This window comes from Hymenobacter sp. BT188 (genome assembly GCF_014333585.1).
Taxonomy (GTDB): domain Bacteria; phylum Bacteroidota; class Bacteroidia; order Cytophagales; family Hymenobacteraceae; genus Hymenobacter.
The window spans coordinates 68,396-95,350 of sequence record NZ_JACSCW010000005.1 but is presented as its reverse complement, the minus strand read 5'-3'; the positions used below and the strand labels follow the sequence as shown (position 1 = coordinate 95,350).

19 protein-coding genes are annotated in these 26,955 nt (G+C 55.4%); 12 read left to right on the top strand and 7 right to left on the bottom strand.

The features are described from left to right. Positions 1-113: 113 nt before the first annotated feature. The 4 genes from H8B13_RS15185 (at position 114) to H8B13_RS15170 (ending at position 5,638) form a co-directional block, all read left to right on the top strand. Positions 114-821 carry an SDR family oxidoreductase gene (locus H8B13_RS15185; RefSeq protein ID WP_187311675.1) on the top strand — a complete coding sequence of 236 codons (708 nt, stop codon included), beginning with the start codon at positions 114-116 and terminating at the stop codon, positions 819-821. A 119-nt stretch (positions 822-940) separates the two neighbouring features. After that, entirely contained in the window at positions 941-2,779 is a 1,839-nt protein-coding gene (locus H8B13_RS15180) for an alpha-amylase family protein (RefSeq protein WP_187311968.1), read from the top strand. A 92-nt stretch (positions 2,780-2,871) separates the two neighbouring features. Beyond that, entirely contained in the window at positions 2,872-4,290 is a 1,419-nt protein-coding gene (locus H8B13_RS15175; protein ID WP_261990405.1) for an MFS transporter, read from the top strand. A 250-nt stretch (positions 4,291-4,540) separates the two neighbouring features. Then, positions 4,541-5,638, top strand: coding sequence for a glycosyltransferase (locus H8B13_RS15170; protein ID WP_187311674.1), 1,098 nt, complete (start codon positions 4,541-4,543; stop codon positions 5,636-5,638). 72 nt (positions 5,639-5,710) lie between these two features. On the opposite strand, the gene H8B13_RS15165 is transcribed toward H8B13_RS15170, so the two are convergent. Continuing rightward, positions 5,711-6,133, bottom strand: a complete 423-nt coding sequence (locus tag H8B13_RS15165; RefSeq protein WP_187311673.1) for a hypothetical protein — start codon at positions 6,131-6,133, stop codon at positions 5,711-5,713. Between the two features lie 315 nt (positions 6,134-6,448). On the opposite strand from H8B13_RS15165, the gene H8B13_RS15160 reads away from it, so the two are divergent. The 5 genes from H8B13_RS15160 to H8B13_RS15140 all read left to right on the top strand — a co-directional run bounded on the left by H8B13_RS15160 (position 6,449) and on the right by H8B13_RS15140 (position 14,966). Further along, complete coding sequence (locus H8B13_RS15160; protein WP_187311672.1) at positions 6,449-9,475, top strand: M16 family metallopeptidase; 3,027 nt, start codon at positions 6,449-6,451, stop codon at positions 9,473-9,475. 219 nt (positions 9,476-9,694) lie between these two features. Next, positions 9,695-10,225, top strand: a complete 531-nt coding sequence (locus H8B13_RS15155; protein WP_187311671.1) for an RNA polymerase sigma-70 factor — start codon at positions 9,695-9,697, stop codon at positions 10,223-10,225. Between the two features lie 182 nt (positions 10,226-10,407). Further along, on the top strand, positions 10,408-11,409 hold the full coding sequence (locus tag H8B13_RS15150) for a FecR family protein (RefSeq protein ID WP_187311670.1): 1,002 nt from the start codon (positions 10,408-10,410) through the stop codon (positions 11,407-11,409). 28 nt (positions 11,410-11,437) lie between these two features. Next, positions 11,438-14,098, top strand: coding sequence for a TonB-dependent receptor (locus tag H8B13_RS15145; protein ID WP_187311669.1), 2,661 nt, complete (start codon positions 11,438-11,440; stop codon positions 14,096-14,098). Continuing rightward, entirely contained in the window at positions 14,082-14,966 is an 885-nt protein-coding gene (locus tag H8B13_RS15140) for a DUF4249 domain-containing protein (protein ID WP_187311668.1), read from the top strand. The genes H8B13_RS15145 and H8B13_RS15140 overlap by 17 nt, the downstream gene beginning before the upstream one ends. 70 nt (positions 14,967-15,036) lie before the next feature. On the opposite strand, the gene H8B13_RS15135 is transcribed toward H8B13_RS15140, so the two are convergent. The 5 genes from H8B13_RS15135 to thrA form a co-directional block, all read right to left on the bottom strand. Beyond that, positions 15,037-16,296 (bottom strand): protoporphyrinogen/coproporphyrinogen oxidase, encoded by a 1,260-nt coding sequence (locus tag H8B13_RS15135; RefSeq protein WP_187311667.1) that lies wholly within the window; start codon positions 16,294-16,296, stop codon positions 15,037-15,039. Between the two features lie 99 nt (positions 16,297-16,395). Next, the gene (locus H8B13_RS15130; RefSeq protein WP_187311666.1) at positions 16,396-17,085 is read right to left on the bottom strand and encodes a DUF3365 domain-containing protein; all 690 of its coding nucleotides are present in this window, start codon (positions 17,083-17,085) and stop codon (positions 16,396-16,398) included. Between the two features lie 86 nt (positions 17,086-17,171). Next, positions 17,172-18,464, bottom strand: coding sequence for a threonine synthase (gene thrC, locus H8B13_RS15125; protein ID WP_187311665.1), 1,293 nt, complete (start codon positions 18,462-18,464; stop codon positions 17,172-17,174). Between the two features lie 59 nt (positions 18,465-18,523). Beyond that, positions 18,524-19,447 (bottom strand): homoserine kinase, encoded by a 924-nt coding sequence (locus tag H8B13_RS15120; protein WP_187311664.1) that lies wholly within the window; start codon positions 19,445-19,447, stop codon positions 18,524-18,526. Between the two features lie 156 nt (positions 19,448-19,603). Further along, complete coding sequence (gene thrA / locus H8B13_RS15115; RefSeq protein ID WP_187311663.1) at positions 19,604-22,051, bottom strand: bifunctional aspartate kinase/homoserine dehydrogenase I; 2,448 nt, start codon at positions 22,049-22,051, stop codon at positions 19,604-19,606. A 408-nt stretch (positions 22,052-22,459) separates the two neighbouring features. Between thrA and prfA the strand changes: the two genes are divergently transcribed. The 3 genes from prfA to H8B13_RS15100 all read left to right on the top strand — a co-directional run bounded on the left by prfA (position 22,460) and on the right by H8B13_RS15100 (position 25,603). Continuing rightward, positions 22,460-23,530 (top strand): peptide chain release factor 1, encoded by a 1,071-nt coding sequence (gene prfA, locus H8B13_RS15110; protein ID WP_166073832.1) that lies wholly within the window; start codon positions 22,460-22,462, stop codon positions 23,528-23,530. Between the two features lie 115 nt (positions 23,531-23,645). Beyond that, entirely contained in the window at positions 23,646-25,163 is a 1,518-nt protein-coding gene (locus H8B13_RS15105; RefSeq protein ID WP_187311662.1) for a hypothetical protein, read from the top strand. 8 nt (positions 25,164-25,171) lie between these two features. Further along, the gene (locus H8B13_RS15100) at positions 25,172-25,603 is read left to right on the top strand and encodes a secondary thiamine-phosphate synthase enzyme YjbQ (protein ID WP_222841442.1); all 432 of its coding nucleotides are present in this window, start codon (positions 25,172-25,174) and stop codon (positions 25,601-25,603) included. A gap of 98 nt (positions 25,604-25,701) precedes the next feature. Here H8B13_RS15100 and H8B13_RS15095 read toward each other — a convergent pair whose 3' ends face one another. Further along, positions 25,702-26,835 (bottom strand): glycoside hydrolase family 43 protein, encoded by a 1,134-nt coding sequence (locus tag H8B13_RS15095; RefSeq protein WP_187311661.1) that lies wholly within the window; start codon positions 26,833-26,835, stop codon positions 25,702-25,704. Between the last annotated feature and the right edge of the window lie 120 nt (positions 26,836-26,955).

Genomic DNA, 26,955 nt, shown 5'->3' with positions numbered 1-26,955 from the left:
GAATAAACCTTAATGTTCTGTATCTTGAAACTTCCATCTTTCGAGGGGTCAAGGAGTTACAGGGAAAGTATGCTTCTTCAGCGCCTTCGGCGAGTTCAACTTAACAGAACCATATGACCGACCTCACCGATAAAGTTGCCATCGTCACGGGGGCCAGCCGGGGCATCGGCCGGGCTATTGCGTTGCTGCTGGCTATGCAGGGGGCCAAAGTGGTGTGCGTGGCCCGTTCCGCCGACGATCTGCTCGATGTAGCCCACAAAATCAACGGCTTAGCCGTACCCGCCGACATATCAGATGAGGATGATGCCCAAAACATCGTTGAAGTAGCCCTGCGCCACTACGGCCGCCTCGATATGATTATCTGCAACGCGGGTGTGGGCAGTTTCAACTTGCTCGAAAACGTGGATTCCGCCGAGTGGGACCGTATTTTTAGAGTAAATGTGAAGGGCACCTTTTTGGTGTGCAAAGCCGCCGCGCCTCACTTCAAGTTGCAAGGCTACGGCCACATCGTGGGCATTGCTTCCGATGTTTCGAAGCGCACCTTTGTCACGGGCGCGGCATATGGCGCCAGCAAATATGCTCAAGATGCCGTACTCAGTGCCCTGCGCAAAGAAATGCGTCCGCATGGGGTTAAAGTCAGCACCATCTATCCGGGCCTGGTCGATACGTACTTCAACGATTCTCACCCCGGCGGCCCAGAGACGGAGAAAACCCACCTCCGGCCTATTGATGTAGCCCAAGCCGTCCGCTATATCCTGGAAGCGCCACCCCATGTTGTGGTCGATGAGTTAATGCTCCATCCCCTAACCCAAGATTATTAAAGGCTTGATAGTCTGTGGTATAATTTGACTGTAAAGCAGCAGCATGTCTTACTGCAAGAGTTGAGCTTATCAACTTTATATAGCAGCAACTATCTATCTTCCTATCTTGCCTCTCTATGATGCATAAACTTCTACCTATTGCCGCTTGTGCGCTGGCATTAGCCGCGTTCCAGCTTTCTCCTCCGACATCTTCCGTTTCCGTGACCAATACCACTACGCTACCGGACCCAAATACCACCGACGAAACTCCGCAGGATAACAAGCTCGTTATCTATCAGTTACTGCCTCGCCTGTTTGGCAACAAGAAGACCGTGAATAAGCCCTACGGCAGCAGCGCCGAAAACGGCACTGGCAAGTTCAATGATATTACGGCGCCCGCTCTGCAAGCCATTCGGGAAATGGGCGTTTCGCACGTGTGGTACACGGGCGTTATCGAGCACGCTACCATGTCCGACTTCACTAAGTACGGCATCCCGCTCGACGACGCTGATGTGGTAAAAGGCCGCGCCGGCTCGCCCTATGCCATCAAGGACTACTACGACGTGGACCCCGACCTGGCAGTAGATGTAAAAGACCGCATGCGAGAGTTTGAAGCCTTGGTGAAGCGCACCCACGACAACAAGCTCAAGCTTCTTATTGACTTCATTCCCAACCATGTAGCCCGCACTTATAAGTCGGATGCGAAGCCGGTGGGTGTGGTAGACTTGGGCGAAAAGGACGACAAAACCAAAGGATTTGCCCCCCAGAACAACTTCTATTACCTGCCCGGCAAACCGTTGGTTGTGCCTGCTTCCTACAATCCGCTGGGGGCAGCGGCAGGGCCAAAAGAAGACAAGAAGTTCGCGGAGAACCCCGCCAAAGTAACCGGCAACGATGTGTTTTCGGCCACGCCAAGCGTCAACGACTGGTTTGAAACCATTAAGCTTAATTACGGTGTCGACTACCAGAATGAGCGCAAAAAGCATTTCGAGCCCGTACCCGACACGTGGAAGAAGATGCGCGACATCCTGATTTTCTGGGCCAAGAAAGACGTGGATGGCTTCCGGTGTGATATGGCCGAAATGGTGCCTATCGAGTTCTGGGCCTGGGTAATTCCGGAGGTGAAAAAGGTAAAGCCCGACCTGGTTTTCATCGCCGAAGCCTACGACCCCAGAGTATACAAGCAGTACATCGCGCAGGGAAAATTCGACTTCCTCTACGATAAGGTAGGCCTCTACGACGGCTTGCGCCGCCTTATGCGCGGTGAAGGCAACACCGACGACATCACCAAGGTCTGGAAGGAGGAAAGCCGCGGCTTCAGTTCTAACATGCTGCGCTTTCTGGAAAACCACGACGAGCAGCGCATCGCCTCGCGTGATTTTGCTACCGACCCGCGTACGGCTATTCCGGCCATGACGGTATCAGCTACGCTGGCCACTGGGCCTATAATGCTTTACTCGGGGCAGGAAGTAGGCGAGCCGGGCCGGGGCGCTGAGGGCTTCAGCAGCGAGGATGGCCGCACCACCATCTTTGACTATTGGGGTGTGCCCGAGCACCAGAAATGGATGAACGGCGGCAAGTTCGATGGCGGCCGACTCAGCGCCGAGCAGCGTCAGCTTCGCGGCTTCTACTCGCGCCTGCTCAACCTTACGGCCAGCTCCGACGCCATTCGGCGCGGTAAGTTCTATGAGTTGCAGGATGCCAACAACCTCAGTAAAGAGTACGACCAAAAACAGGCCTACAGCTTCCTGCGCTACACCGATAAGCAGAAACTACTGATTGTCGTTAACTTCAGTCGCGACAAAACCATGCAGCCGACCATCATCATTCCGAAAGAAGCGATGGCTGCCATGGGCCTGAATACGCAGCAGCAGTTCACCTATACCGACTTGCTCAACGAAGCTCCTCCCACTGACAATCTCTATTTGACATTGGCCCCGCTCAGCGCCTACGTGTTTGAGATTAAGCCCAAGCAGTAGCAATACCTCTCCTCCTTCATGATTAGGACACAGAAAGGAGAAAAAGGAGTTTTTGAACTAACTAGTACGCCCCACCAAACCTCCCACCCATCATGGCAAGCAGCCCCGTTGTAGCCGCCCCAAGTGCCCGCGAAAAACCCCGCCTGAGCTTCTGGCAAATCTGGAATATGAGCTTCGGCTTTCTGGGCATTCAGTTTGGCTTTGCGCTCCAGAATGCCAACGTAAGCCGCATCTTCGAGACGATGGGGGCCGACGCCGACAACATCGCCTTTCTGTGGCTGGCCGCCCCGGTCACGGGTATGCTGGTGCAGCCAATCATCGGCTACCTCTCCGACCGTACTTGGAGCCCGCGCTGGGGCCGTCGGCGGCCATTCTTCCTGATAGGGGCCATTTTGGCTTCGCTGGCGCTGCTGGCCATGCCCAACGTAACCGCCCTGTGGATGGCCGCTGGTATGCTCTGGATTATGGACTCCAGCATCAACATCAGTATGGAGCCTTTCCGTGCGCTGGTTGGTGACTTGCTGCCTTCGGAGCAGCGCACGACAGGTTTTGCCGCCCAAACGTTCTTTATTGGCATAGGAGCCGTGGTAGCATCGTCGTTGCCGTGGATGTTTACCAATTGGTTTGACGTACCAAATACGGCGCCTGCCGGCCAGATTCCGCAGTCAGTGAAGTATGCGTTTTATATGGGCGGGGCGGCCTTTTTCCTGGCTGTGCTCTGGACGGTGCTGCGTACGCGGGAGTATCCTCCCGAAAATATGGCGGAGTTTGAGGAAGAAAAACGACGCAACGCGGGCTTTTTCAATGGCGTGCGGGAGTCCTTCGCGGGTATTTTTGCCATGCCCAAAACCATGCGTCAGCTAGCACTGGTGCAGTTTTTCTCTTGGCTGGCTTTATTCTCCATGTGGATTTATACTACGCCTGCCGTTACCAGCCACATCTACGGCACCACCGATGCCACGTCCAAACTCTACAACGAAGGCGCCGACTGGGTGGGCATTTGCTTTGCCGTGTATAATGGCGTGTCGGCCATTGCCGCCCTGTTGCTTCCTTACCTAGCTCGGGCTACCAGCCGCCGCTTCACGCATATGCTGTGCTTGGTAGCGGGCGGAGTGGGGCTGATTTCAATCTATTTTATTCAGGACCCGAATATGCTACTGCTCTCCATGCTGGGAGTAGGTGTTGCCTGGGCCAGCATATTGTCAGTGCCATACGCCATGCTGGCCGGTGCGCTGCCGGCCAACAAAATGGGCTACTACATGGGCGTGTTTAACTTCTTTATTGTGATTCCGCAGGTAGTAGCTGGCCTGATTCTGGGGTTTTTTACCAAGAATGTATTTGACGGTGAATCCGTCTATACGCTCATCTTGGGGGGCGTTTCTATGATTATCTCCGGCCTACTTACCCTGCGTGTAGATGACGCAGATGACATACGCGTCCCGACCACGGAGCCTGTCGCCCTCACTACGCCGGCCTACGACGCGCCGGTGGAAACCGATCCGCGACTATAAGAGCGTCTGCCCAAAAAAGCCCCCCAGAAGCTTTGATAGGCAGCTGGGGGGCTTTTTTTATGAAGTTGAAGCTAACGGAAGCAGTACAACCTGACGTAGAAGCTCCGTATTAGTACGTGAATATCAGACGTTAAAATCAGCATTTACCCAGCAACGTTAGTCCCAAAACCGACCGTATTCCTTTGAGTTATCCGGCCGCATTCCTGCCCTGCGCAGTTGAGCGCGGCCTATTTTATTAAAAGGGTCTTTTATGGTAATTGCTGCGGTTTTCTTTGGGTTGTTTTTCGGTTTATGTGCGCTGATTCTGCTCCGCGTGCTCCGCGTACAGCACATTGCTCCACTGGGCGCGGCGTGTCCGAAAGTGAGTATTCTGATTGCCGCCCGCAACGAGGAAGCTACCATTGAGCGTTGCCTCACCTCCCTCACCCGCCTCAACTACCCAGCCGAACAGCTCGAAATCCTGATCGGCGACGATGCTTCTACCGACAATACCATGGGCGTTGTACAACGCTTTATTGCGGATAAACCGCAGTTTAGGCTGCTTCCTATCCGGCACCGGCTGGGTACGGCCAAGGGCAAAAGCAACGTGCTGGCTCACCTGAGTCGGGCGGCCACCGCGGATATTTTTCTTATTACCGATGCCGACATGGCGCTGGCGCCCGATTGGGTCCAGACCATGCTGGCGGCGGCTCCTGCTGGCGTGGGCGTCGTGACGGGGGCCACTACGGCCGACGGCAGCTTGTTTGGCCGTTTGCAGGGCCTCGACTGGCTGTTTGGCTTGAATATCATTCGCTTGCTCACCGAAATGGGCCAACCCGTAACCGCTGTGGGCAACAACATGCTCGTGACCCGCGAAGCCTACGAATCGATTGGGGGCTACGAGGCGCTGGCGTTCAGCATTACCGAGGACTTGCAGCTGTTTGCCCAAATAGTAGGGCAGGGGTGGGGATATCGTAATCTTATGGACCCACGCACGCTGGGCGTATCGGTCCCCCAACCAACGGTAATGCACCTGCTGCGTCAGCGGAAGCGCTGGATGAAAGGCGCCACGCGCTTGCCCTGGCAGCTATCTGCTCTGTTTAGTTTGTACGGCCTGTTTTATATGGTGCTGTACTGGCCGGGCTTCCTGGCCCCGTCACTGATTGTCAGCTTGTTTGCTGCCAAGCTAGTGTTACAGACGCTATTCCTGCATATCACCTTGCGCCAGGTCGGACGCCGCGAAACGTTGGCGGTGCTGCTGCTTTACGAGCTGTACCTGTCCGTAATGTCGGTGGTCGTGCTGACTTATACGCTGTGGCCGAGCTACATACAGTGGAAAGAACGGCGCTACCGTTGGGCAGAAGGTTAGGCCTTACTCCAATCAAACGGCGCTGATTACACGTTTGAAAACCGCGCTGGGGGGCAAATTTTCGGCCTTGGCCTAGGCTCCACCCATATGCAGCCACTGCTGCGCGGGCTGCTCTTCGGTAAACACCTGAATGGCAGCGCTCTGCTGAACGGCCACCGAATAAGTTGGCTCCAGCAAAGCCAGGCGCTCCCGAATAAGCTCGCTATGATAAGGCGTTACCAAGTAAGCAATACGGCGCGGAACATGCGGTAATGCCGCTCCCATTCGGCTCCGAAACTCAGTTAAAACCCAAGCAAATTCTTCGGCCGATGCCAGCCCGCGGCTGCGCAAATCGACCAGCCACCGCCCCGCGCTGGCCGAACGCGCCAGATGCAGCGCAGCCGTATATCCCTGCTGATGCTCGGCCGTGGATACGGGCCGCGTCCAACGCAGAAAAAGCAATTGTAAATCGGGCCGGTAAGAAAGACGTAAAAAGTCGAGGTCGAGGGAGAGCATAGCGCCAAATAGCCTGCGAAGATACCTTCATATCCGCGCTTGTCCGCTCTCAACAGCCATAACCCTTTAAAAGATTATGCTCTCTTGACAGGAGCGCTTCTGCTTTGGATTTCGCTGAATAAGCTCAGTCGAAACGGTGGGAATAGGCTGTGAGCTACAGTAAGTTGCGGGTGAAATGCCCCCCAAAGTAGTCTTATTTGGAGAAGGTGGTAAAAAACAGGTAATCTTGGATCGGAGTACGTGCGTCCTAACGGTAAAGCACTGTGTCTTTGCTCACCATTCCCTTTTTCTCACACGCAGTAAGAAGTACTTTTTATGACCCCAAAATCATTTTGGCTGCTAGGCCTGGGCCTCACACTGGCGATGAATCCAGTGGTGGCTCAACAAACCCCGGCACCTAAGAAAACCACCAAGCCAGCGGCCGCAACCGGCGGTACTAAGCTGGTGGAGAAAGTTGCCCGCAAAGGCACTGAGCTGGTGATTCCTTACGAGAAATACCTGTTGCCTAACGGCTTAACTCTACTCGTGCACGAAGATCACAGCGACCCGCTGGTACACGTTGACGTAACGTACCACGTAGGTTCAGGGCGAGAAGAAATCGGAAAGTCGGGCTTCGCTCACTTTTTCGAGCACATGATGTTCCAGGGCTCCGACAACGTGGCCGACGAGCAGCACTTCAAGACCGTGACGGCTTCGGGCGGCACGCTTAACGGCTCAACCAACCGCGACCGCACCAACTACTACGAAACTGTACCCAGCAATCAGCTCGAAACGGCCCTGTGGCTGGAAGCGGATCGTATGGGCTTCCTGCTTGATGCGGTAACCCAGCAAAAGTTTGAAGTACAGCGCTCTACCGTGAAAAATGAGCGCGGTCAGAACTACGACAACCGCCCTTATGGCTTGGCCGGTGAGAACGTATCTAAAAACCTGTACCCTTACGGCCATCCGTACTCGTGGATGACCATTGGCTACCTGGAAGACCTGGACCGCTCGGACGTAAATGACCTGAAAAACTTCTTCCTGCGCTGGTACGGACCCAACAACGCCACAATTACCGTCGGTGGCGACGTGAAGCCCGCTGAGGTAGTAAAATTGGTGGAGAAATACTTCGGCTCTATTGGCCGTGGCCCGGCCGTGGAAAACATGAAGCTGCCCGCGCCGAAGCTCACCGCTGACCGCTACGTAAGCTATCAGGATAACGTGCGCTTCCCGATGCTGCAAATGGTATTCCCCAGCGTACCGCAGTACCACCCCGACGAAGTTGCCCTCGATGCGCTGGCCGAAATTATGGGGCGGGGCAAAAACTCCTTGCTCTATAAAAACCTAGTGAAGAGCCAGAAAGCCGTGCAAGCGTCGGTTTCTAACCGCTCTTCAGAGCTGGCCGGCGAGTTCGGCATTACGGCCCTGAGTTTTCCGGGCAAAGGCTTGGACAGCATGGAAGTAATTGTGCGCCAGACCCTGGCCGAGTTTGACAAGACCGGCGTGAGCGACGAGCAAATACAACGCTTTAAGTCGAGCACTGAGGCTGATATAGTGAATAGCCTAGCCAGCGTCAGCGGCAAGGTGTCGCAACTGGCGGCCTACCAGACGTACACGGGCAACCCGAACCGCTTGACCGAGGAATTGAAGCGCCTGCGCGCTCTGACCAAAGCCGATGTGGTGCGCGTGTACAATCAGTACATTAAGGGCAAGAAAGCGGTAATTCTGAGTGTCGTACCGAAAACAGCGCCTAACCTGCTAGCGAAGGCCGACAACTATACCATCTCGAAAGAAGGCTATAAGGCTCCGGCTGATATCTACAAAGGCCTGACATACGCCAAAGCGACCGATACGTTTGACCGCAGTAAGCAGCCCAAGAGTGGTACTAACCCGGTGGTGCAGGTGCCCGCTGTGTGGCAGGAGCAGTTTAAGAATGGCCTGCGCGTGATGGGTACCCGTAACACGGAGATTCCCTCGGTGACCATGCTGCTGACCATTCGCGGTGGCCACCGCCTAGAGCAAGCTGACCGTACCAAAGCAGGTATTGCATCCTTGACAGCGGCTATGCTCAACGAAGGCTCCCAGAAATACACTGGGGAAGAATTTAGTGCCGCCCTCGACCGCTTAGGCAGCACCGTGCAGGTTAGCGCCGGTGCCGACAACACGACGGTGTATATTCAGTCGTTGACCAAAAACCTGGACCAGACCATGGCCTTGGTGGAAGAGCGCCTGATGCGCCCGCGCTTTGATGCCGCCGACTTCGCTCGCATCAAAAAGCAGACCCTGGAAAATATTGCCAACCAGAATACTCAGCCCGTGGTCATTGCTGATAAGACCTACAGCCGCTTGCTCTACGGTAACGATGATATCATGAGCATTCCTGTTAGCGGCACGCAGAACTCGGTGCAGAACATCTCTCTGGAGGACGTAAAGCAGTTTTATGCCAAGAACTATGCGCCGAACATCTCCCATTTGGTAGCTGTCGGGGATGTAGATCAGAAAGCGCTGCTGCCGAAGCTGAGCTTCCTGGAGAACTGGAGCCGCAAAGAAGTGGCCCTGCCTGCGGCGACGGTAGCCTCCAAGCCCGACAAGACCAAGCTCTACTTTGTCAACAAGGACGGCGCGGCCCAATCGGAAATTCGCATTGGCTACCTGGCCCTGCCTTACGATGCGACGGGTGACTACTACAAAGCGTATTTGTCTAACTACATTCTGGGGGGTGCTTTCAACTCGCGCATCAACCTGAACCTGCGTGAAGACAAAGGCTACACCTACGGCGCCCGCTCGGGCTACTCCGGTAGCCGCTACGCTGGACCATTTACGGCCGCTGCTGGCGTACGGGCTGATGCTACTGCTGCTTCCGTCAAGGAGTTTGTAAAGGAGATTGATGATTACCGTAAAAAAGGCATTACCGACGAGGAACTCGCCTTTCTGAAGTCATCGGTAGGGCAAAGCGATGCGCGTCTCTACGAGACGGGGCAGCAAAAAGCGGCGTTCCTGGGTCGCTTGCTCGAGTATGATTTGAGCCCCGACTACCTGAAAAAGCAGACCGAGATCTTGCAGAACCTGACCAAAGAAGACGCGAAGGCCAGCGCCGAGAAATACCTGCCCTTAGAAAGCATGGTGCTGGTGGTAACCGGCGACAAGCAGCAACTGCCCGAACTCCAGAAGCTAGGCTACGAGGTCATCGAGCTGGACCTGGATGGCACCCCCGTCAAAGCGGATATGTCCGCTTCCTACAACGTGGTAGCGCCCGCGGCCCCCGAAGAAGCTCCTGCTACCGACAAAAAGGCCAAGCGGAAGATGAAATCGGAGGACGGTAAGAAGATGAAAATCAAGGAGAAGCGCGAGAAAGCTAAATAATCCCGAAGTTTCTTCAATCGCAAAAAAGCCCGATTCCACATGGAGTCGGGCTTTTTCGTGTTGAGGGAAATGGGCGTTCTTTGCGATACGTACTTTTGGCTGGCTTACAAGCTTCGCCTTGTTTAGCATTGTGCCTCTTCAGCAGAGCTATAATAATATATAAGTCAACAAAAAGAAGATCTTGTATTATAGATCTGATTATGCTTTTTACTTCCTACAGTGCCGGATAATCTGGAAGAACTTACGCGCTTTGAGGAGTTATTTCGGCGTAATTACCCGCTTCTATGTCAGCGGGTGCAGCGCATCACCCGCGACTTATCTGTGGCCGAGGACATTGTGCAGGAGGTATTTGTGAGCTACTGGAACAGTGAGCAACGGCTGAGTATTCAAGCCCCTGAAGCATATCTCTATAAAGCCGTTATTAATAAGGCGCTTAATGCAGTAAGCATACAAAAGCGGCGTAGCGTGCTGGCTATACAGTATGGAGCCCAACAACCCCTCACGACTAGCTCCGCCGATCAAGCTTTGCAGTTGGAAGAGCTTCAGCAGCAATTGGATCTCGCACTGGCTACGTTGCCGCCCATGTGCCGAAAGGTATTTCTGCTAAGCCGCTACGAGGAGATGAGCCACCAGGAGATTGCTGACTTTCTGGGTATTTCGCCCAATACCGTGGATAATCATATTAAAAAAGCACTTAGCATTCTTCGACAGGCGCTGCTGAATTGGCTGCTTTTATTCCTTGTTAGCTGAATAAATAAGGGTAAAAAATCTGTCTGGGGGGCTTTTTAGTAATAAATAATAAAATTTTTGCGGAGCGAGTAGCGGTGCGGTGGCTTTCACTGGTCATAGAAGCAGAGACCACCTAAAAGGCCTTTCTCGGCGCAGTAGAGAAGGGAGAGAGTGGTTTCATTAACCGTTTACCATCTACTCATTTGGATACTTACTACTGGGACCTGGCAGCCCGTGAGTTCGCGAATACGGCTACGCTGGCCGAGCAACAGGAGCTACGGCAGTGGCGAGCAGCGCAACCAGCCCACGAAACCCAATATCAACAGCAGAAACAGCTTTGGGAGAAAACTGCGTCACCCATCGCTGGGGCAATAGATGTTGATGCAGCCTGGCAGCAGGTAAGTGCTAAGATTCAATTACAACCTGAAATTGAGCCGGCAGCCCCTAAAGTGATACCGCTGTACTCGTATGCGATGCGGATAGCAGCTTCGGTGCTCGTGCTAATAGGTCTTGGCTGGTTCATGTATGGCTACTTCTTCTCCAGTGCTGCTATGCAGGTGGTAAGGTCAGGGAAGAAGCGGATGGAAATCGTGCTGCCGGATAGTAGCCGAGTATGGCTCAATGAAGGCAGCACACTTACTTACGCAAGTAAGTTTGATAAGTCGGAGCGCTCAGTGAAGCTAGAAGGGGAAGCCTTTTTTCAAGTGCGTCGCAATCCACAGCAGCCGTTTGTTGTCGAAACGGGGCCAGCCACAACGAAAGTGCTGGGTACTTCTTTCAATCTGCGGGCTTACCCAACCGACGGGGCAGTTGAGTTGACAGTGGCTACGGGTAAGGTGGCCTTCACCAGTAAGCAGGGCACGGCAGCGATTGTAACACCGGGCTATGGAGCGGTGCTGGAAAAGCAAACTAATCGAATTACCAAGAGGCGCGTGGCCGATGAAAATGCTTGGGCCTGGCAGTCGGGGCAGCTACGGTTCGCTGGCCAGCCGCTCAGCGAGGTATTGCCGGCGCTGGAGCACTACTATGGCGTCACAATTCGGCTCTCGGATACGGCATTGGCAACCTGCCGCTTCACGGGCACCTTCAATCGTGCGCCCTTAAAAGAGGTGCTGCAAGTGTTGGAAGCCACTCTGCAACTGCGCTATACCAAGCCAGTCGCGCAGGTTTATCAGCTCCGGGGGCCCGGCTGTCAAAATCGCTAGTTAAGCTATAACAGGTTTTTATCACTTTATGAGAAGACATCTACTGTGTAGTGTCATTGGCTGGATAGCCGTGATAATCTCGGCTCTTGGTCAAACTTCACCACTGGATCAACGCGTATCAGTGAAGGCGACTGACAGCTCGGTTCAGCAAGTACTGACGGACTTGGCCACAACGTATCACCTAAGCTTTTCCTACGCGCCCGACCTGCTACCCCTACAACGGAAGGTGAGCTTGCAGGCCGAACAGCAGCCCTTGCGGCAAGTGCTCGACCAACTATTTCAAGGCTCCGGTATTCGCTATCAACTTATTGGTCCGCAGGTGGTGCTACAATTTGCCCCCCAGATTAACCCTAATAAGGTAAAGAAGGGAATAACCATCAGCGGCCACGTGACCGATAACACCTCGGGCGAAGCCTTGATTGGCGCAAGCGTTTTGCTGGCCGGGGAACTGACAGGTGGCGTTAGCGCAAACACGTACGGGTTTTATTCCTTACGCCTACCCGCCGGTCCGGCGCAGCTGCAGGTGCGCTACCTGGGCTACGCCCCGCTGGATGTGCCGCTCGGTACGATTCGGCGTGATACGGTGATTGCTTTGCAACTGCAACCCCTGGCGCGGGAACTGGCCGAGGTACAAGTAACAGGTGAGCAGGCTACTGATTTGGACCAGGCAAATAGACTGTCGTTGCGCGGTGCGGAGCTCAAGCAGCTGCCTCGCCTGATGGGGGAGGCGGATGCTGTTAAAGCCTTGCAATTGCTGCCGGGAGTGCAGGCCGGCCGCGAAGGCTCTTCCGACTTGAGCGTGCGGGGCGGCGGACCGGAGCAGAACTTAGTATTGCTGGATGGCGTGCCGGTGTACAACGTGTCGCATCTGCTAGGCACGTTTTCGGTCTTTAATCCGGATGCCGTAAAAAGCGTGGACCTGATCAAAGGAAGCTTTCCAGCGCAATATGGTGGTCGGTTATCCTCGGTGGTAGACGTACGATTGAAGGAGGGTAATAACCAGCAGTTTGGCGGCGAAGGAGCGATTGGTCTGATATCCTCGAAGCTATTGCTGGAAGGACCTATCAAAAATGAGAAGACTTCATTCTTGCTGGCGGCACGGCGCACTAACCTCGACTTGCTGACCGCCACTGCGGCGGCTCTCAGTGGCGAGGCGCTGAGCAACTACCACTTTTACGACCTGAACGCAAAAGTGAATCATACCTTTTCACCCAAGGACAAGGTTTTCCTGAGTGTGTATGGTGGCCAAGACAAGTTTTCGGATAAGCAGAAATTTGGCGACGCCAATCAGGTCGAAAAGCAGAAGTTTGCCATGCGCTGGGGCAATGTAACCGGCGCCTTGCGCTGGAATCACACCTTCAGCCCGCGGCTGTTCAGCAACGTTACGCTCATTCACAGCCGGTACAGTTTCGGTCAACGGTCGGAGCTTACGCAGCAAGTGAGCGAGCTTCAAATCAACCGCTCTTCCGATTATAAGTCCAGCATTATCGACTGGGGGGCAAAAGTGGACGCTGATTATTACGTGAACGCCCGACACAGCGTACGGTTTGGGGCTAACTACACCTTGCACGCATTCAGCCCCGAAGCCTTTGTGTTGAAGACGGGTGGTCTCACGTTTACCTCCAATGCATTCTCCCGCATCCGGGCCCAGGAAGTATATATCTACGCCGAAGACCGGGTGCAGCTAAGCAAGCGAATGCAAGCGAGCATCGGCCTGCACGCATCAGGCTTCGGGGTGAATGGCACCTTTTACTCTTCCTTACAGCCGCGCCTAGCCGTTGGCTACAAGGCGGCCAGCGGCTTTAGCTTGCGTGCCTCTTACGTCACGATGGCGCAGTATCTACACCTGCTCAGTAACGTCTCAACGGGCAACCCCACGGATATTTGGGTGCCGGCCACCGACAAAGTGAAGCCGCAACGCTCGTGGCAAGCTACCTTGGGTGCGGCCACGAACGTAGGCACTCAGTGGGAGCTGACCTCCGATGCCTATTACAAGCAACTACGCGACGTAACGGAGTTTAAAGACGGCGCTGATTTTATTTCTGATTTCTTTAGAAATGGCCCCCAGACCAACTTTGCTAATCTGGTTTCGGCACCTTATGAAGAACGCCTTGTCAGCGGGAAAGGCTGGAGCTATGGCTCGGAGTGGCTGCTACGCAAGCGCCAAGGCAAAACCACCGGCTGGCTAGGCTACACACTGGCTTGGTCGTGGCGGGAGTTGCCGGGTATCAACTTCGACCAAAAGTATCCTTACAGCTACGACAGCCGCCACAGCCTTTCCCTGGTGGCGAACCACCAACTCACGGAGCGCCTAACACTGGGGGGCAATTTTATGTATCGTACGGGCTTCGCGACGACACTGCCCACTACTTCTTATCAGGCGTATAATGAGCCGATCTATCAGCCGGGCACTAGCACGCCATCCGTGCAGACGGTGGACTACATCGGGGAGCGCAACAACTATCGGCTGGGTGCCTATCACCGCCTGGACCTGAGCCTGACGCACACCAAGAAAAAAAAGTGGGGCGAGCGCACCTGGAATGTATCGGTGTACAATGCCTACAATCGCAAGAACCCCTACTTCGTGCGCCTCAGCAATGCAGTGGCTGGCAGTAGCACGCCTCGGCGCCTATATCAGGTCTCTCTGTTTCCTGTTTTACCTTCCTTTAGCTATGGCTTTACTTTCTAATAAAGGGCAGATGAGCCGTTTGATTGGCCTGAAATATTGGCTGCCGGCGTTGGTTATGACGCTGACGGGCTGCGAAACGATAGTAGAGCTAGAGTTGCCAGAGCCAGAGCCGCTGCTTGCAATTAACAGCGTCATAAATCCGGATAGTGTATTCTCAGTCGATGTCAGCGCCAGTCAGAGTCTCTTTGCTGGTCAAGCTTATGCGCCTATCGAAAATGCTATTGTGGAGGTGTACCAAGGCGGACAATTCATTGGAAATCTGCAACAGGTGAGCAACGGACGGTATCGTAGTACCGAGCGCCCACAACCATTACAGCCCTACGAATTGCGGGTAAGTGCGCCTGGCTACCCTAGCGCCAGCGCAACGACGGAGCTTCCCGCTTCGCCGGAATTAAGCGAGATTAGTGCCACTAAAGTGCCGTCGTTAGACTCGGATTTTACTATTGTAGAGGCCTCTTTCGTGTTAGCCGACGACCCAGCCCAGGAGAACTTCTACTACATCCAAGCTTATACTCCGGATATAGATAGGTTTAATAAGAACAAGCCGTATAATCGCTCTGTAAGCATAAACCTGCTCTCGCCTTTCGAGGCGGAGTTTAGCATGGAAACCCGGTCTTTTTTTAGTGATCGACTCTTTAATGGCCAGTCGCTGCGGCTGCAATTCCGTCTGGAAAACAGCGCCGATAAAACAACCTACGTGCGCGTGGCTCGCATCTCGAAGGCCTATTATGAGTACGTACGGGCGTTAAAAAAGCAATCATACGGCGATAATGTGCTGACAAGTCCGGGACCTGTAGCTAACAATATCCAAAGTGGACTGGGTTTGTTTGGCAGTTACTCAGCTAGCGTAATTGCTGTCAAACCATGATTGCAAAGCTTTCTAAAGTAGCACCCGCCTCGTATTTGCTATCTCTTGATAGCTTCATCACTCTCTTACACTAGCTTGCCAGCAGCATCTCCGCCACTTGGCGACCTGTAGCCAGCGCCGCATTCTGGGAAGGATAGGCCGCGTAGTCACCACAACGGTACAAGCCCTCGGCCACCCTTAGCTCCTGCTGTGGCGTCTGACCCGCCGTATATACAGGCAGCGCATACGGAATATGATAAGTGCGCAAATGCTGCCACTGAGCCGCTTCGGGGCCAAACCAGGCTGTCAGCTCCTGGCGTAAGCGCTCGGTGAGTGTGTGCTCGTCAAGGCCGTGCTCGCCGTGGGTGCTCACCGATACTAAAGTGCGGCCCTGGGGGGCAATTTCGGGCGCTATGTCGCTGGGAAAGCTGACGTTGTGCGCGAGGCAATTGGAGGCTGCATTCAGCCGGAGCAGGCCATCGCCGCGACCAGGGGAGCGGTCGGCCGAAAAGTAAGTGCAAGTGGTGCGCCGCCAGGCTAAAGTTGGCGCGGTGTGCGGACTGGGGGGCAAAAGTTGGGCGGAAGTCTCACCATCGGTAGCTACCACTACGGCGCTGGCTGCGAAGGTTTCGCCGCTGCTGAGCTGCACAAAATTGCCCCCCACGGCCTCCACCAGCGCGTTCAGCCGCACGCTGCCGGCAGGCAGGCGGGCCGCTAGCTGCTCAGGAATCTGCTGAATGCCGCGGGCCGGCACCACGGCTTCGCCAATGACAAACTGTTGAAAGACGAACTCGAAGAAATTGCTGGCCGTGCTCAGCGAACGGTCGAGGAACACACCACCGAAAAAGGGTCGAAAAAATGAGTCAATTATTTGCTCGCTCCAGCCATAGCGTCGCAGAAAGGTGAGCGTGTCGGTGGCGGGGCGCGCTAATAGCTGCTGGCTGGTTTGGGTGCGAACATCTAGTGCCAACTGCACAATCCGCAGCTTATCGGTGAGGGAGCCAATGGGTGAAGTTAGCGCTGAAAAAGCAGCTAGCGGCTGCTGTAAGGGGTTTTGTAGGGTTGTTTCCTGGCCATCGGCCAGACGAATCACTGCCCCGGAGCGGAAGGCCCGTAAGTCGGCCGCGCCATAGTCGAGCAGGCGCTCTACTTCCGGGTAGCGCGTGAGCAGCACCTGAAAACCCCGGTCAAGCCGGAAGCCTTCGGGCGTGACGTCGGTTCGGACCCGGCCGCCCACTGCATCGGCGCCATCCACTACAAGCACCGGTCGACCAGCGCGGTGCAGATAATTAGCGCAAGCCAAGCCGGCCAGGCCAGCACCAATGATAACAACAGGGGCAGAAGTAGACATAAGTGGTTGAAAAGTAATGCGGGGGGCAAATTTGCCTATAAACTAAGCCTTAGCTAAAAACTACCCTCAGCGTCAAAAAGAGTCGTGGCACCACACCGCCTAAAACAGCTTGGGGCGCGGCTTCATGATTTTGCGGGTTTTCATGGTGTAAAACTCCGCTACGCCGGTGCGCTGTAGCTGCACCCGCCAGACGCCCATTGGCTCACCCAGCCGAAACCCCATGGACTTATCCGCTGGGTACCGCTGCTTAATCAAGGCGTAATCGGCGGCGCTTAGGTCTTTGCCTACTTCCCCGTGGCAGCGCAGGCACTGCTGGTCGTTGAGGATAATAGGTCGCTGGTAGCTAAACTGCTCCGTGTTGAGCCGACTAACCAGCCGGGCAGTGTCGGGCCGGAGCTGGCTGGGGGGCAAATCTGCTTGGTTTTGTGGGTTGCGCGCCCGCTGACTCAGGCGGCGCGGCGTAGCCTCCAGCACCTTGGCCAATGAATCGACGGAAACAAACGTTTCGGGGCGACAGTAGGGGAGGGCCGCCGCTACGCCGCCGTTGGCCAGCTTTACGGTTAGCACGCGGCGCAGCTCCCGGTCAGCGTGGGCCGTGAGCGAGTCGCCGGCCCAGCGCGTGGCGCGCAATAAGTCGGCGGGCATAATGCGCTTCACCGCCATGTTTTCCAGCTTGATGGCGATTTTCTTCCCGTCTTTGATGTGCTCAATCTGATCGGCGCTACAGGCGCACAGCAGTCCGGAAAGCAGCAGAAAAGCCCCGGCAAGCGGGCGAAAATCATAGCGCATGAGCAAAAAGTAAATAGGCACAGCAAAGAAAGGATAACCAGCGCACTAACTACCCGCTACACCGCCTCCAGGTTTCGCCGGTACTTTTATCGGAGCAAAAACTCCTGCAAAGCCGCGTAGTCAGGCTCCAGCAGGATGCTGTGCTTGGGCTGGCTCAGCAAGCCCTGCACGGCCGCCGGCACCGGCACCACCTGCCCGATTACCGGCTCGACCACTTCCGGAAACTTAACCGGGTGCGCGGTTTCCAGGAAAATGCCCTGATCAGCGGGATGCTCAGCCAGATAATCTTTCAGGGCCTTGAACGCCACCGCGCCGTGAGGGTCAAGTAAATAGCCCGTTTCCTGATACACGCGCCGGATGGTTTCCTTCGTCTGCTCGTCGGAAATAATGGCCCCACTTATCAGTTGGCTGATAGCGGCGTGACGCTGTTCAAACAGCTCCAGAATCCGGCCGAAGTTGCTGGGGTTGCCTACGTCCATCGCATTGGAAAGCGTAACGACGGCCGTGCGGGCGGTAAAGGTGCCCGTGCGCAGGTAGTCGGCTACGGCTGAGTTGGCGTTGCAGGCCGCCACAAAGTGCCCGATGGGCAGCCCCGACGCGTGAGCGAGCAGGCCAGCGCAGATGTTGCCGAAGTTGCCGCTGGGCACCGCCACCACCGGGGGGCTTTTTTGCGTCCATTGTTGCAGGGCGTAGCAATAATAAAATTGCTGAGGTAGCCAGCGGGCCACGTTGATGGAATTGGCGGAGGTCAGCTGCCGGTGCGCCGCTACCTGCGGGTCAAGGAAAGCCTGCTTCACAAGGCGCTGGCAGTCGTCGAAGTTGCCGCGCACTTCCAGGGCCGTGATATTCTGGCCGAGCGTGGTCAGTTGCAGCTCCTGCAGCGGGCTTACCTTGCCCGATGGATACAGGATAACGACTTCCACGCCTTCTACGCCCAGAAACCCATCGGCTACGGCCCCGCCGGTATCGCCGGAAGTGGCTACGAGCACAGTAACCGGCTCTTTTTGCTGCCGCGAAAAGTAGCCCAGACAGCGGCTCATAAACCGCGCCCCCACGTCCTTAAATGCCAGCGTGGGGCCGTGAAACAGCTCCAGCGCGGCAATCCGCTCGGTCACGGGCACCAGCGGAAACTCGAAATCCACGGTTTCCGCGCAGATTTTTTGCAGCACGTCTTCCGGGATAGTATCGCCCACGTAAGGCCGAATGACCTCAAAGGCTACTTCAGCCTGCGGCATTGTAGGGAGGTTGCGCAGCAGCTCGGGAGCGAATTTGGGTATTCGCTCCGGAAAATAAAGCCCCCCGTCCGGTGCCTGACCGGCAACGGTAGCGGCCTGAAAATCAACGGCTGGCGCTTGCTTGTTAAGGCTGTAGTAACGCATACTGTAGGAAGAAGTCAGTTGGCAGTGAGCGATGCTGAAGCAGAGTCTGAACTCAGATGCTAGTGCGTAAAGCGCACGCCGATGGGGTTAATAGTGCTGACGTGAATATGAAAGTCAACGTTGAGCTTCTCATATACCGCCCGCATAGCTGCCGCCACCGCCTGGGCCGTGGCCTCCGTTTCGCTCAACATAAAAATGGACGGCCCGGAGCCCGAAATTCCGCCACCTAAAGCTCCGGCTTCCAGACTACATGCCTTCACGGCCGCAAATCCCGGAATCAAAATACTGCGGACCGGCTCAACTATTATATCTTCTAGCGAGCGGCCAATCAATTGGTAATCTGACTTTAAAAGGCCAGCTACCAGCCCACCCACATTGGCCCACTGCCGGACGGCGGACTTCAGCGGCACTTCCTGCTTCAGAATCTGGCGGGCATCGGCGGTGCGTATCTCAATCTGTGGGTGCACCACCGTCACGTGCAGGGGCGGCGCCGACAGCGGCACGATATCCAGCGGGTCGGTGGAGCGAATAAGCGTAACGCCGCCGTAAATGGCCGGCGCGATATTGTCGGCGTGCTGGGCACCAGAGGCTACTTCTTCCCCAAACATAGCGAACTGAACCAGCTCTTCCAGTGAAAAAATGCCCCCCAGCAGCTTGTTGGCACCCACTACGGCCCCCGCCGCGCTGGCCGCGCTGCTCCCGATTCCGCTGCCCGGCAGAATGGCTTTGTTGATGCGCACCTCGAAGCCCGTGCCCGCAGGCGCGGCCTTCAGCAAAGCCAATAAAGCCGCTCCGGCCACATTGCGCGCGGGTTCGGTGGGAAGCTGGAAGTCATCCTCATGCGTAATCAGTACGCCCGGCTGGTCAGTGAGGCGCATGTGCATGGTGTCGTAGGGGGCTTCCAAGGCAAAGCCCAGTATATCGAACCCGCACACCATATTGGCCACGGTGGCCGGCGAATACAGCGTCAGAAAATCAGTCATAAAGAGGATGTAATCCCAAGCTTTAGTTTGGGCGATGTAGCGCGAACTTTCAGTTCGCGTTTCGTTGAACAAGTCGTTGAAAAAGCCCCCCGTGCAAGTCGTTCAACGAAACGCGAACTAAAAGTTCGCGCTACATTGCCATGACGCCCAAGCTACCTACGCCCGCGCGGCCCGGATGATATCAGCGAAAACGCCCGAAGCGGTGACATCGGCGCCCGCGCCGGCTCCTTTCACCACCAGCGGCTGCTCCGAATACCGATTGGTAAAGAACAGCACCGCGTTGTCTTTGCCCTGCAACACGTAGAAATCATGGCCCGGCGCCACGCCTTGCAACCCAACACTGGCCTGCCCGTCGGCGTAGCGCGCCACAAACTTCAAGCGCTGGCCCTGAGCCGCTGCCGCATCGTACAAGCTACGGAAGTGCGCTTCGTGCACGGCCAGCTGCTGATAAAACGCTTCCACATCGCCTTCCAAGCAAGAGGCCGGCAAAAAAGACTCGTTGTGAATATCAGCCAGCTCCATTTTCTGACCGGCTTCACGGGCCAGGATCAGGATTTTGCGGGCCACGTCGGTGCCGCTGAGGTCCAGGCGTGGGTCGGGCTCCGTGTAGCCTTCGGCCTGCGCCTGCCGAACTATATCGGCGAAGGGAACGGTGCCATCGTAGTGGTTGAACACGAAGTTGAGCGTGCCGGATAGCACCGCTTCGATGCGCCGCACCTCGTCGCCGCTGCGCAGCAGGTCGTTGAGAGAGCCGATGATGGGCAGCCCCGCGCCTACATTGGTTTCAAACAGGAACTCCGCGTTGAATTCCTGGGCTAACTCTTTGAGGTGGGCGTAACTCGCATAGGCTGAGGAGCAAGCCACCTTATTGCAGGCCACCACCGCCACACTTTTCTCCAGCAGTGCCGCATAAATCTGCGCTACCTCGGCGCTGGCCGTTACATCCACAAAGACGGTGTTGCGCAGATTCAGCTCGTGAAGCTGCCGAACGACCTCCGCTAAATCAAGCGGCTGCCCTTGCTCCAGCGCCGCCTGCCAATCGTCGAGCGCAATGCCACCGTTTTCGGTCAATACAAAGCGCTGACTGTTCGCTAATCCGACCACGCGCAAATTCAGCCGAAGCTTCTCGCGCAGCCATTCCTGCTGGCGGGCCATTTGCTCCAGTAATTTGCCCCCCACGTTGCCCACACCCGCCACAAACAGGTTTACCTGCTTCGCCGTAGCCTCGAAAAACGCCTCGTGCAGCACGTTGATGGCCTTGCGCACATCAGTGGCCCGAATGACGGCCGATATGTTGCGCTCCGACGAGCCTTGGGCAATAGCGCGGATATTCACGCCATTCTGGCCCAATGCGCTAAACATGCGTCCGCTGATACCGGGGTGATTGCGCATGTTATCGCCTACCAAGGCCACAATAGCCAGGTCGTTTTCGCAGCGCAGCGGCTCTACTTTGCCAGTTGCTCTTTCAGTGGTGAATTCCTCATCTACAGCCTTTTGCGCCAGTTCGGCATCGGCGGCGCGGACCGCCACGCAGATGGAATGCTCCGAGGAGCTTTGGGTAATTAGTATCACGTTGATGCGCTGCTGGGCCAGTGCCCCGAACAGCCGCCGCGAGAACCCCGGAATGCCTACCATGCCGCTGCCCTCCAGGTTGAGTAAGGCCAGCTGCGCAATGCTCGACAGGCCCCGCACGACATCCTTATTGGCCGGCGGATTCACTTCTACCAGCGTGCCTTCGTCCTGGGGGGCAAATGTATTCTTGATCCAGAGCGGTATGCCCAGGCTTCTTACTGGCTGAATAGTAGGTGGATACAATACCTTCGCCCCGAAGTGCGACAGCTCCATGGCCTCCTGATAGGAAATACGCGGGATGGGCCGGGCCAGGGTTACCAGGCGCGGGTCGGCGGTCATCATGCCGCTGACATCCGTCCAGATTTCCAGACGCTCCGCCGCTAGTGCCGCCGCAAAAATGGCGGCCGTATAGTCGGAACCGCCGCGGCCCAGCGTGGTCGTTACGCCCCGCGCATCGCTGCCAATAAAGCCCGGCACTATATACAGCTGATTTGGCTGCGCCGCCACAAACGCCTGAATCTGCTGGTTGGTCGTCTCGCTATCGACTGTTGCGAAGCCGTGGCGCGAATCGGTGCGGATAAGCTGGCGGCTGTCTTGCCAGCAATGTGCTACGCCCTGCGTTTTAAGATACGCAGCCAGCAGCCGCGACGACAATATTTCGCCGAAGCTCATCAGCCGGTCGAGCGTGCGGTCGGATAACTCACCCAAGGCAAATATGCCGTCGCAGATGCTGTCCAGCTCATTGCAGTGGGTTTTGACCAAGCTCAGCACCGCACTTTGCTCCGCAATAGGCAGTAAATCCCGCACCACGCCTAAGTGTCGGTCTTCGAGGCGCTGCAACTGCGTGCGATAGTGCGTCGAGCCCGCCGCGGCCAGGCGTCCGGCTTCAATCAGGGCATCGGTAGTGCCGCCGAGGGCCGATACCACAACCACGGTAGTCGTGTGCTGGGCAGCGGCTTCGACGAGTTGCGCGACGCGCTGAAGATTGGCCGCCGTAGCCACCGACGTACCTCCAAATTTGAGAACCTGCATAAGACAGAAGCTAAAGGACACGAAAAAGCCCGTCGGGACCGGCTTGGCTTCGGGTCAGGAAGCGGCCGGCGACGGGCTGCGAAACATCAAGGCAAGGAGAGGTAGCGCAGCCCGTCTAGCGGGTTGTAATACCTGTTGTATAGCTAATGGTGGGCGCGGGAAAAGAGCCCCCCAGAGCAGAAAATGAGTAATTCGAATTAGAAAGTGCGGTCATCGGTGCAGACTTACAGCTGTAAAGTAAGGATTTTCTGGAAAGGATAATAGCGAATGAGCTTTACATCTTGAGAAAAGAAGTAGGCCAGTGCCCTATTGCCGTGCTTGCGTTCATAGCGCAATGCAACTTGTCGTGCGCGTGGCCTGTTTGTTTTCAGTACCTTTGTAGTCCCAATATAATTCTCTGAAGGCAAGATGCTAGAAAAACTGGAGGCCATTCGCCAACGCTACGACGACGTGAATGAGCAGCTAATGCAGCCCGAGGCGATGAGCGACATGAAGCGCTACAAATCCCTCAATAAAGAATACAAAGACCTTGGCCGCATTGTAGCTGAGTATCGCAGATACCAGGAAGTACTCTCTAATATTGAGGGCGCCCGCGCAGTTATATCCACGGAAAAAGACGAAGATTTCCGCGAGATGGCGAAGGCCGAGCTCGACGAGCTGCTGCCCGAGCAGGAGCGCCTGGAAACCGTTATCAAAGATCTACTGCTGCCCAAAGACCCCAACGATTCCAAGGATGTAATCATGGAAATCAGGGCCGGGGCTGGTGGCGACGAGGCGGCCATTTTTGCTGGCGACTTGCAGCGGATGTACATGCGCTACGCCGAAAAGCAAAACCTGCGCATGGATCTGATTGACGCCACCGAAGGCACGAGCGGCGGCTATAAAGAGATTATCCTGTCGGTGAAAGGCGAGGACGTGTACGGCAAGCTTAAGTTTGAGAGCGGCGTGCACCGCGTGCAGCGCGTACCCGCCACCGAAACGCAGGGCCGCATTCATACATCGGTAGCTTCTATCGTGGTAATGCCCGAGGCCGAGGAACTGGACGTGGAAATCGACATGAACGATGTGCGCAAGGACCTGTTCATGTCGTCGGGTCCTGGCGGACAGTCGGTAAACACGACTTACTCAGCTGTGCGCCTCACTCACTTGCCTACGGGCTTAGTAGCTCAGTGCCAAGACCAGAAATCGCAGCTCAAGAACTTCGATAAAGCCCTGCAAGTATTGCGCTCACGCATTTACGAAATTGAGCTAGCCAAGAAAAACGAAGCCGAAGGCGCCCAGCGTAAAAGCATGATTGGCGGCGGCGACCGTTCCGACAAGATTCGCACGTACAATTACCCCCAGGGTCGGGTCACAGACCACCGCATTGGTTACACGGTATATAACCTAGCCAGCGTCATGGAAGGCAACATCGACGATTTCGTGGAGCAGCTGCGGATTGCCGAAAGCGCCGAGCGTTTGAAGGAAGGCGTATCGTAAAATTGTAAAACGAAACCCATTGGCTAGTGCTTTCAAAGAGAGAGTACTAGCCAATGGGCTTTTCTTTTCTAAGTATACTGAAGCAGTTTATTACTATTTATTTATCAATTGATTCGTGCGCTTATTTCTTCCGATACCGCTCATTCTATTCAGCTTCGCAGCCCTGCTGCTCGGCTGTGAGCCTAAGGAAGAAATTGTAACGCGCGACTCCAGCGCCCGCTTGGAGTTTTCGGCCGATACGCTGCTTTTCGATACCATTTTCGTGCAAACGGGCACCGTCACGAAGCGTTTGTGGGTGTATAACCGCAACCGGCGGGCCGTGCAGGTGGAGCAAATTGCTCTGAAAACTGCCAACTCACCCTATACTTTAACTGTTAGCGGCGCTTCCGGACCATCGACACAGGATGTGGAGATTCGGGGCCGTGATAGTTTGCTATTGCTGGTGAAGGCGAAACTAGGACCGGGAGCAGAAAACACCCCGTTTCTGGTGGAAGACCAAGTGCAGTTTCGCACCAATGGCAATGAGCAGCAAGTAGCGCTGGTAGCTTACGGTCAAAACGCTTACTTCCACACGGCCGAAACGCTGGCTTGCAACACCGTCTGGCGGAATGATAAACCCCACGTCATCTATGATTTCGTGCGGGTTGATGCTGGATGCACGCTCACCATTGAGGCCGGCGCCCGCGTGTATGTACACGCCGGGTCGGGAATTGTGATTAAGGGGCGCTTGCTGGTAAACCCGGATTTGGCCCCCAGCGAGGAGCTAAAGCCCGACGACCCCCGCTTCGTGCGCTTCGCCGGCGACAGGCTGGAAGCGGCTTACCGCGAAATTCCTGGTCAGTGGCGCGGCATTCAGTTTGATGCTACAAGCCAAGGCAACGTGGTTCGCTACGCCGAAATCAAGAATGCTGGCTTTGGCTTGCTGGTGTTCAACCCTGAAAACCGTCAGCCTCGGCCTAATGTGCTGGTGGAGAACACGATTATCAAGAATATCTCCGGAGCCAGCCTCAATTTTGCCAGCGGTAGCGCCAGCTTTGATGGAGCTGGTATTCTAAGCTTTTCCGGTGACTTTACCTTGCGCAATTGCCTGCTCACCAACTGTGGGGAGTTTGCGGTTCGCGGCTTGCAGGGGGGCAATTTTGCGCTCAACTTCTGCACTATCGCCAACTATACTCGCGGCTTTCTGCGGCCGAACCCTTCTTTAGCTTTTTCCGATGTGCTAACGCTTGCTAATGGTCAACCTGGTCCGTCAGTTTTGCCGAGGGTAAGTATTTTGAATTCGATTGTGTGGGGTGATAATACAGATGAGTTAGGCTTTGAAAACGTAAGCCGCTACGCGAATCAGATCACGGTTCGTAATAGCCTGCTCCGTACTACTGCTTATCAAGGCGCTAGTAGCGCTACTCAACCAGGTTTTGGTGGCACTGGCACCGATAATATCTTTAATACAAACCCAAAGTTCTACAGTTCGCCCGACCGGCCTCGTGGCAATCGTTTCGATTATCGCCTTGATACGCTCTCGCCGGCCAGCAATCGTCCTCTGCTCGCTCCTTTGCTCGCCCGTGACTTGCTCAATAAGCCCCGTGCTACCACTACTCCTGACTTAGGCGCCTACGAGCGCCAGAATCCGTAGTTTGTTTTATGATTTGGTTTCAAAAACGTCTGCGCCTACCCGCCGTGCGGCGAGGCTTCCATCTCATTACAGACTTGCTCACGGCTGAATTGCCAGAGCTGGAAGGAATTGAAGTGGGCACAGCGCATTTTTTTATCCAGCATACGTCCGCCAGCCTGAGCATCAACGAAAACGCGGACCCCACGGTACGACAAGACTTCGAGTCGTTCTTTAGTCGCATAGCGCCCGAAAACGCTCCCTACTTCCGCCATACGCAGGAAGGCCCCGATGATATGCCGGCCCACCTGAAAGCGGCGCTTCTGGGCACGACCGTAAGCGTGCCCATCACCGATGGGCGGTTAGCGTTGGGGACTTGGCAGGGAATTTATTTGGGTGAGCACCGCAACGACGGTGGGCGTCGGTGGGTAGTAGCTACGCTGATGGGAACGGTCACCAAGTAAGTAGGCCACACAGCTTTTATTTACTAGAAGACAGATTTTACAAAAAAGCCCCCCACTTCTCAAATGGGGGGCTTTTTTGTGTAGTACTAAATAGCCGCTTACGGATTGATCGTCTCGATGGTGCCGTCGGGCTTGCGCTTCAGCTCGGTTACTTTCACGTTGCGCAGCCAGGTTTTGCCTGATAGTTCGGTGTCGTGGTAGAAGATGTACCACTTGCCGTCAACCTCCACGATGGAGTGGTGAGTTGTCCAGCCTTCGACGGGGTTCATAATGACGCCCTGATAGGTGAAGGGGCCATAGGGGGAGTCGCCAGTGGCATACACGAGCAAGTGCGTGTCGCCGGTTGAGTAGGAGAAGTAGTACTTGCCGTTGTATTTGTGCATCCAGCCGCCCTCAAAGAAGCGGTGCTTGTTGTCGCCCGACAAAAAGGGCTTACCATCTTTGCCTACAATCTTTACTTCCTTTACGGGCTCCGCGAGGCTTATCATATCGTTGCTCAGGCGCGCTACCCGCGGACCCACGGCCTCCTCATTCGGGGCGGGCTCCTGTTCTTTGGGCTTGCTGGCGTCGTATTTACCGGTGCGCCAGCGCTGGAGCTGGCCGCCCCAAATGCCCCCCACGTACATGTACGACTTGCCATCCGTATCCGTAAATACAGCTGGGTCAATGCTTAAGCTGCCTTCCATGGGCTTGGGCTGCGCCTTGAAGGGGCCAGTTGGCGATTTGCTGGTAGCTACGCCAATGCGGAAAATATCCTGCTTATCCTTTACCGGGAAATAGAGGTAATACGTGCCGTTTTTGAACGCCGCATCCGGCGCCCAAAGCTGTCGTCCGGCCCAGGGAATATCTTTGATATCCAGCGCTATGCCGTGGTCCGTGACCTTGCCGCCAATGCTGTCCATGGACAGAATATGGTAGTCGCGCATGGCAAAATGGTCGCCATTGTCGTTCTCCGGCATGCCCGTTTCAATGTCATGCGACGGATAAATATAGATTCGGCCATTAAACACGTGGGCTGATGGGTCAGCCGTATAGATGTCCGAAATCAGCGGCTTATTCAGGTATTTCTTCGAGCCAGTAGAATCGGTGGAAGCAGTAGCGGTGGAGTCGGCTGGAGTAGTTTCCGATTCGCTGGTGGAAGTGTTGCTTTGGCAAGCGCTGCCTACTGCCAGTGGAAGCAGGCAAACAAGCGTGCGCCACGATGGTAACAGGAACTGGGGGGCTTTTTTCATAGATGGTGGTTTGGCCGGAATGGAGAGAGTAGTAGTGAATATGCGTACGGAAGCAATGAACCGGCAGTATAACAGTTCCTGCTACTATGGCAAAGAAAACCAAATCTAACGTGTAGGGCT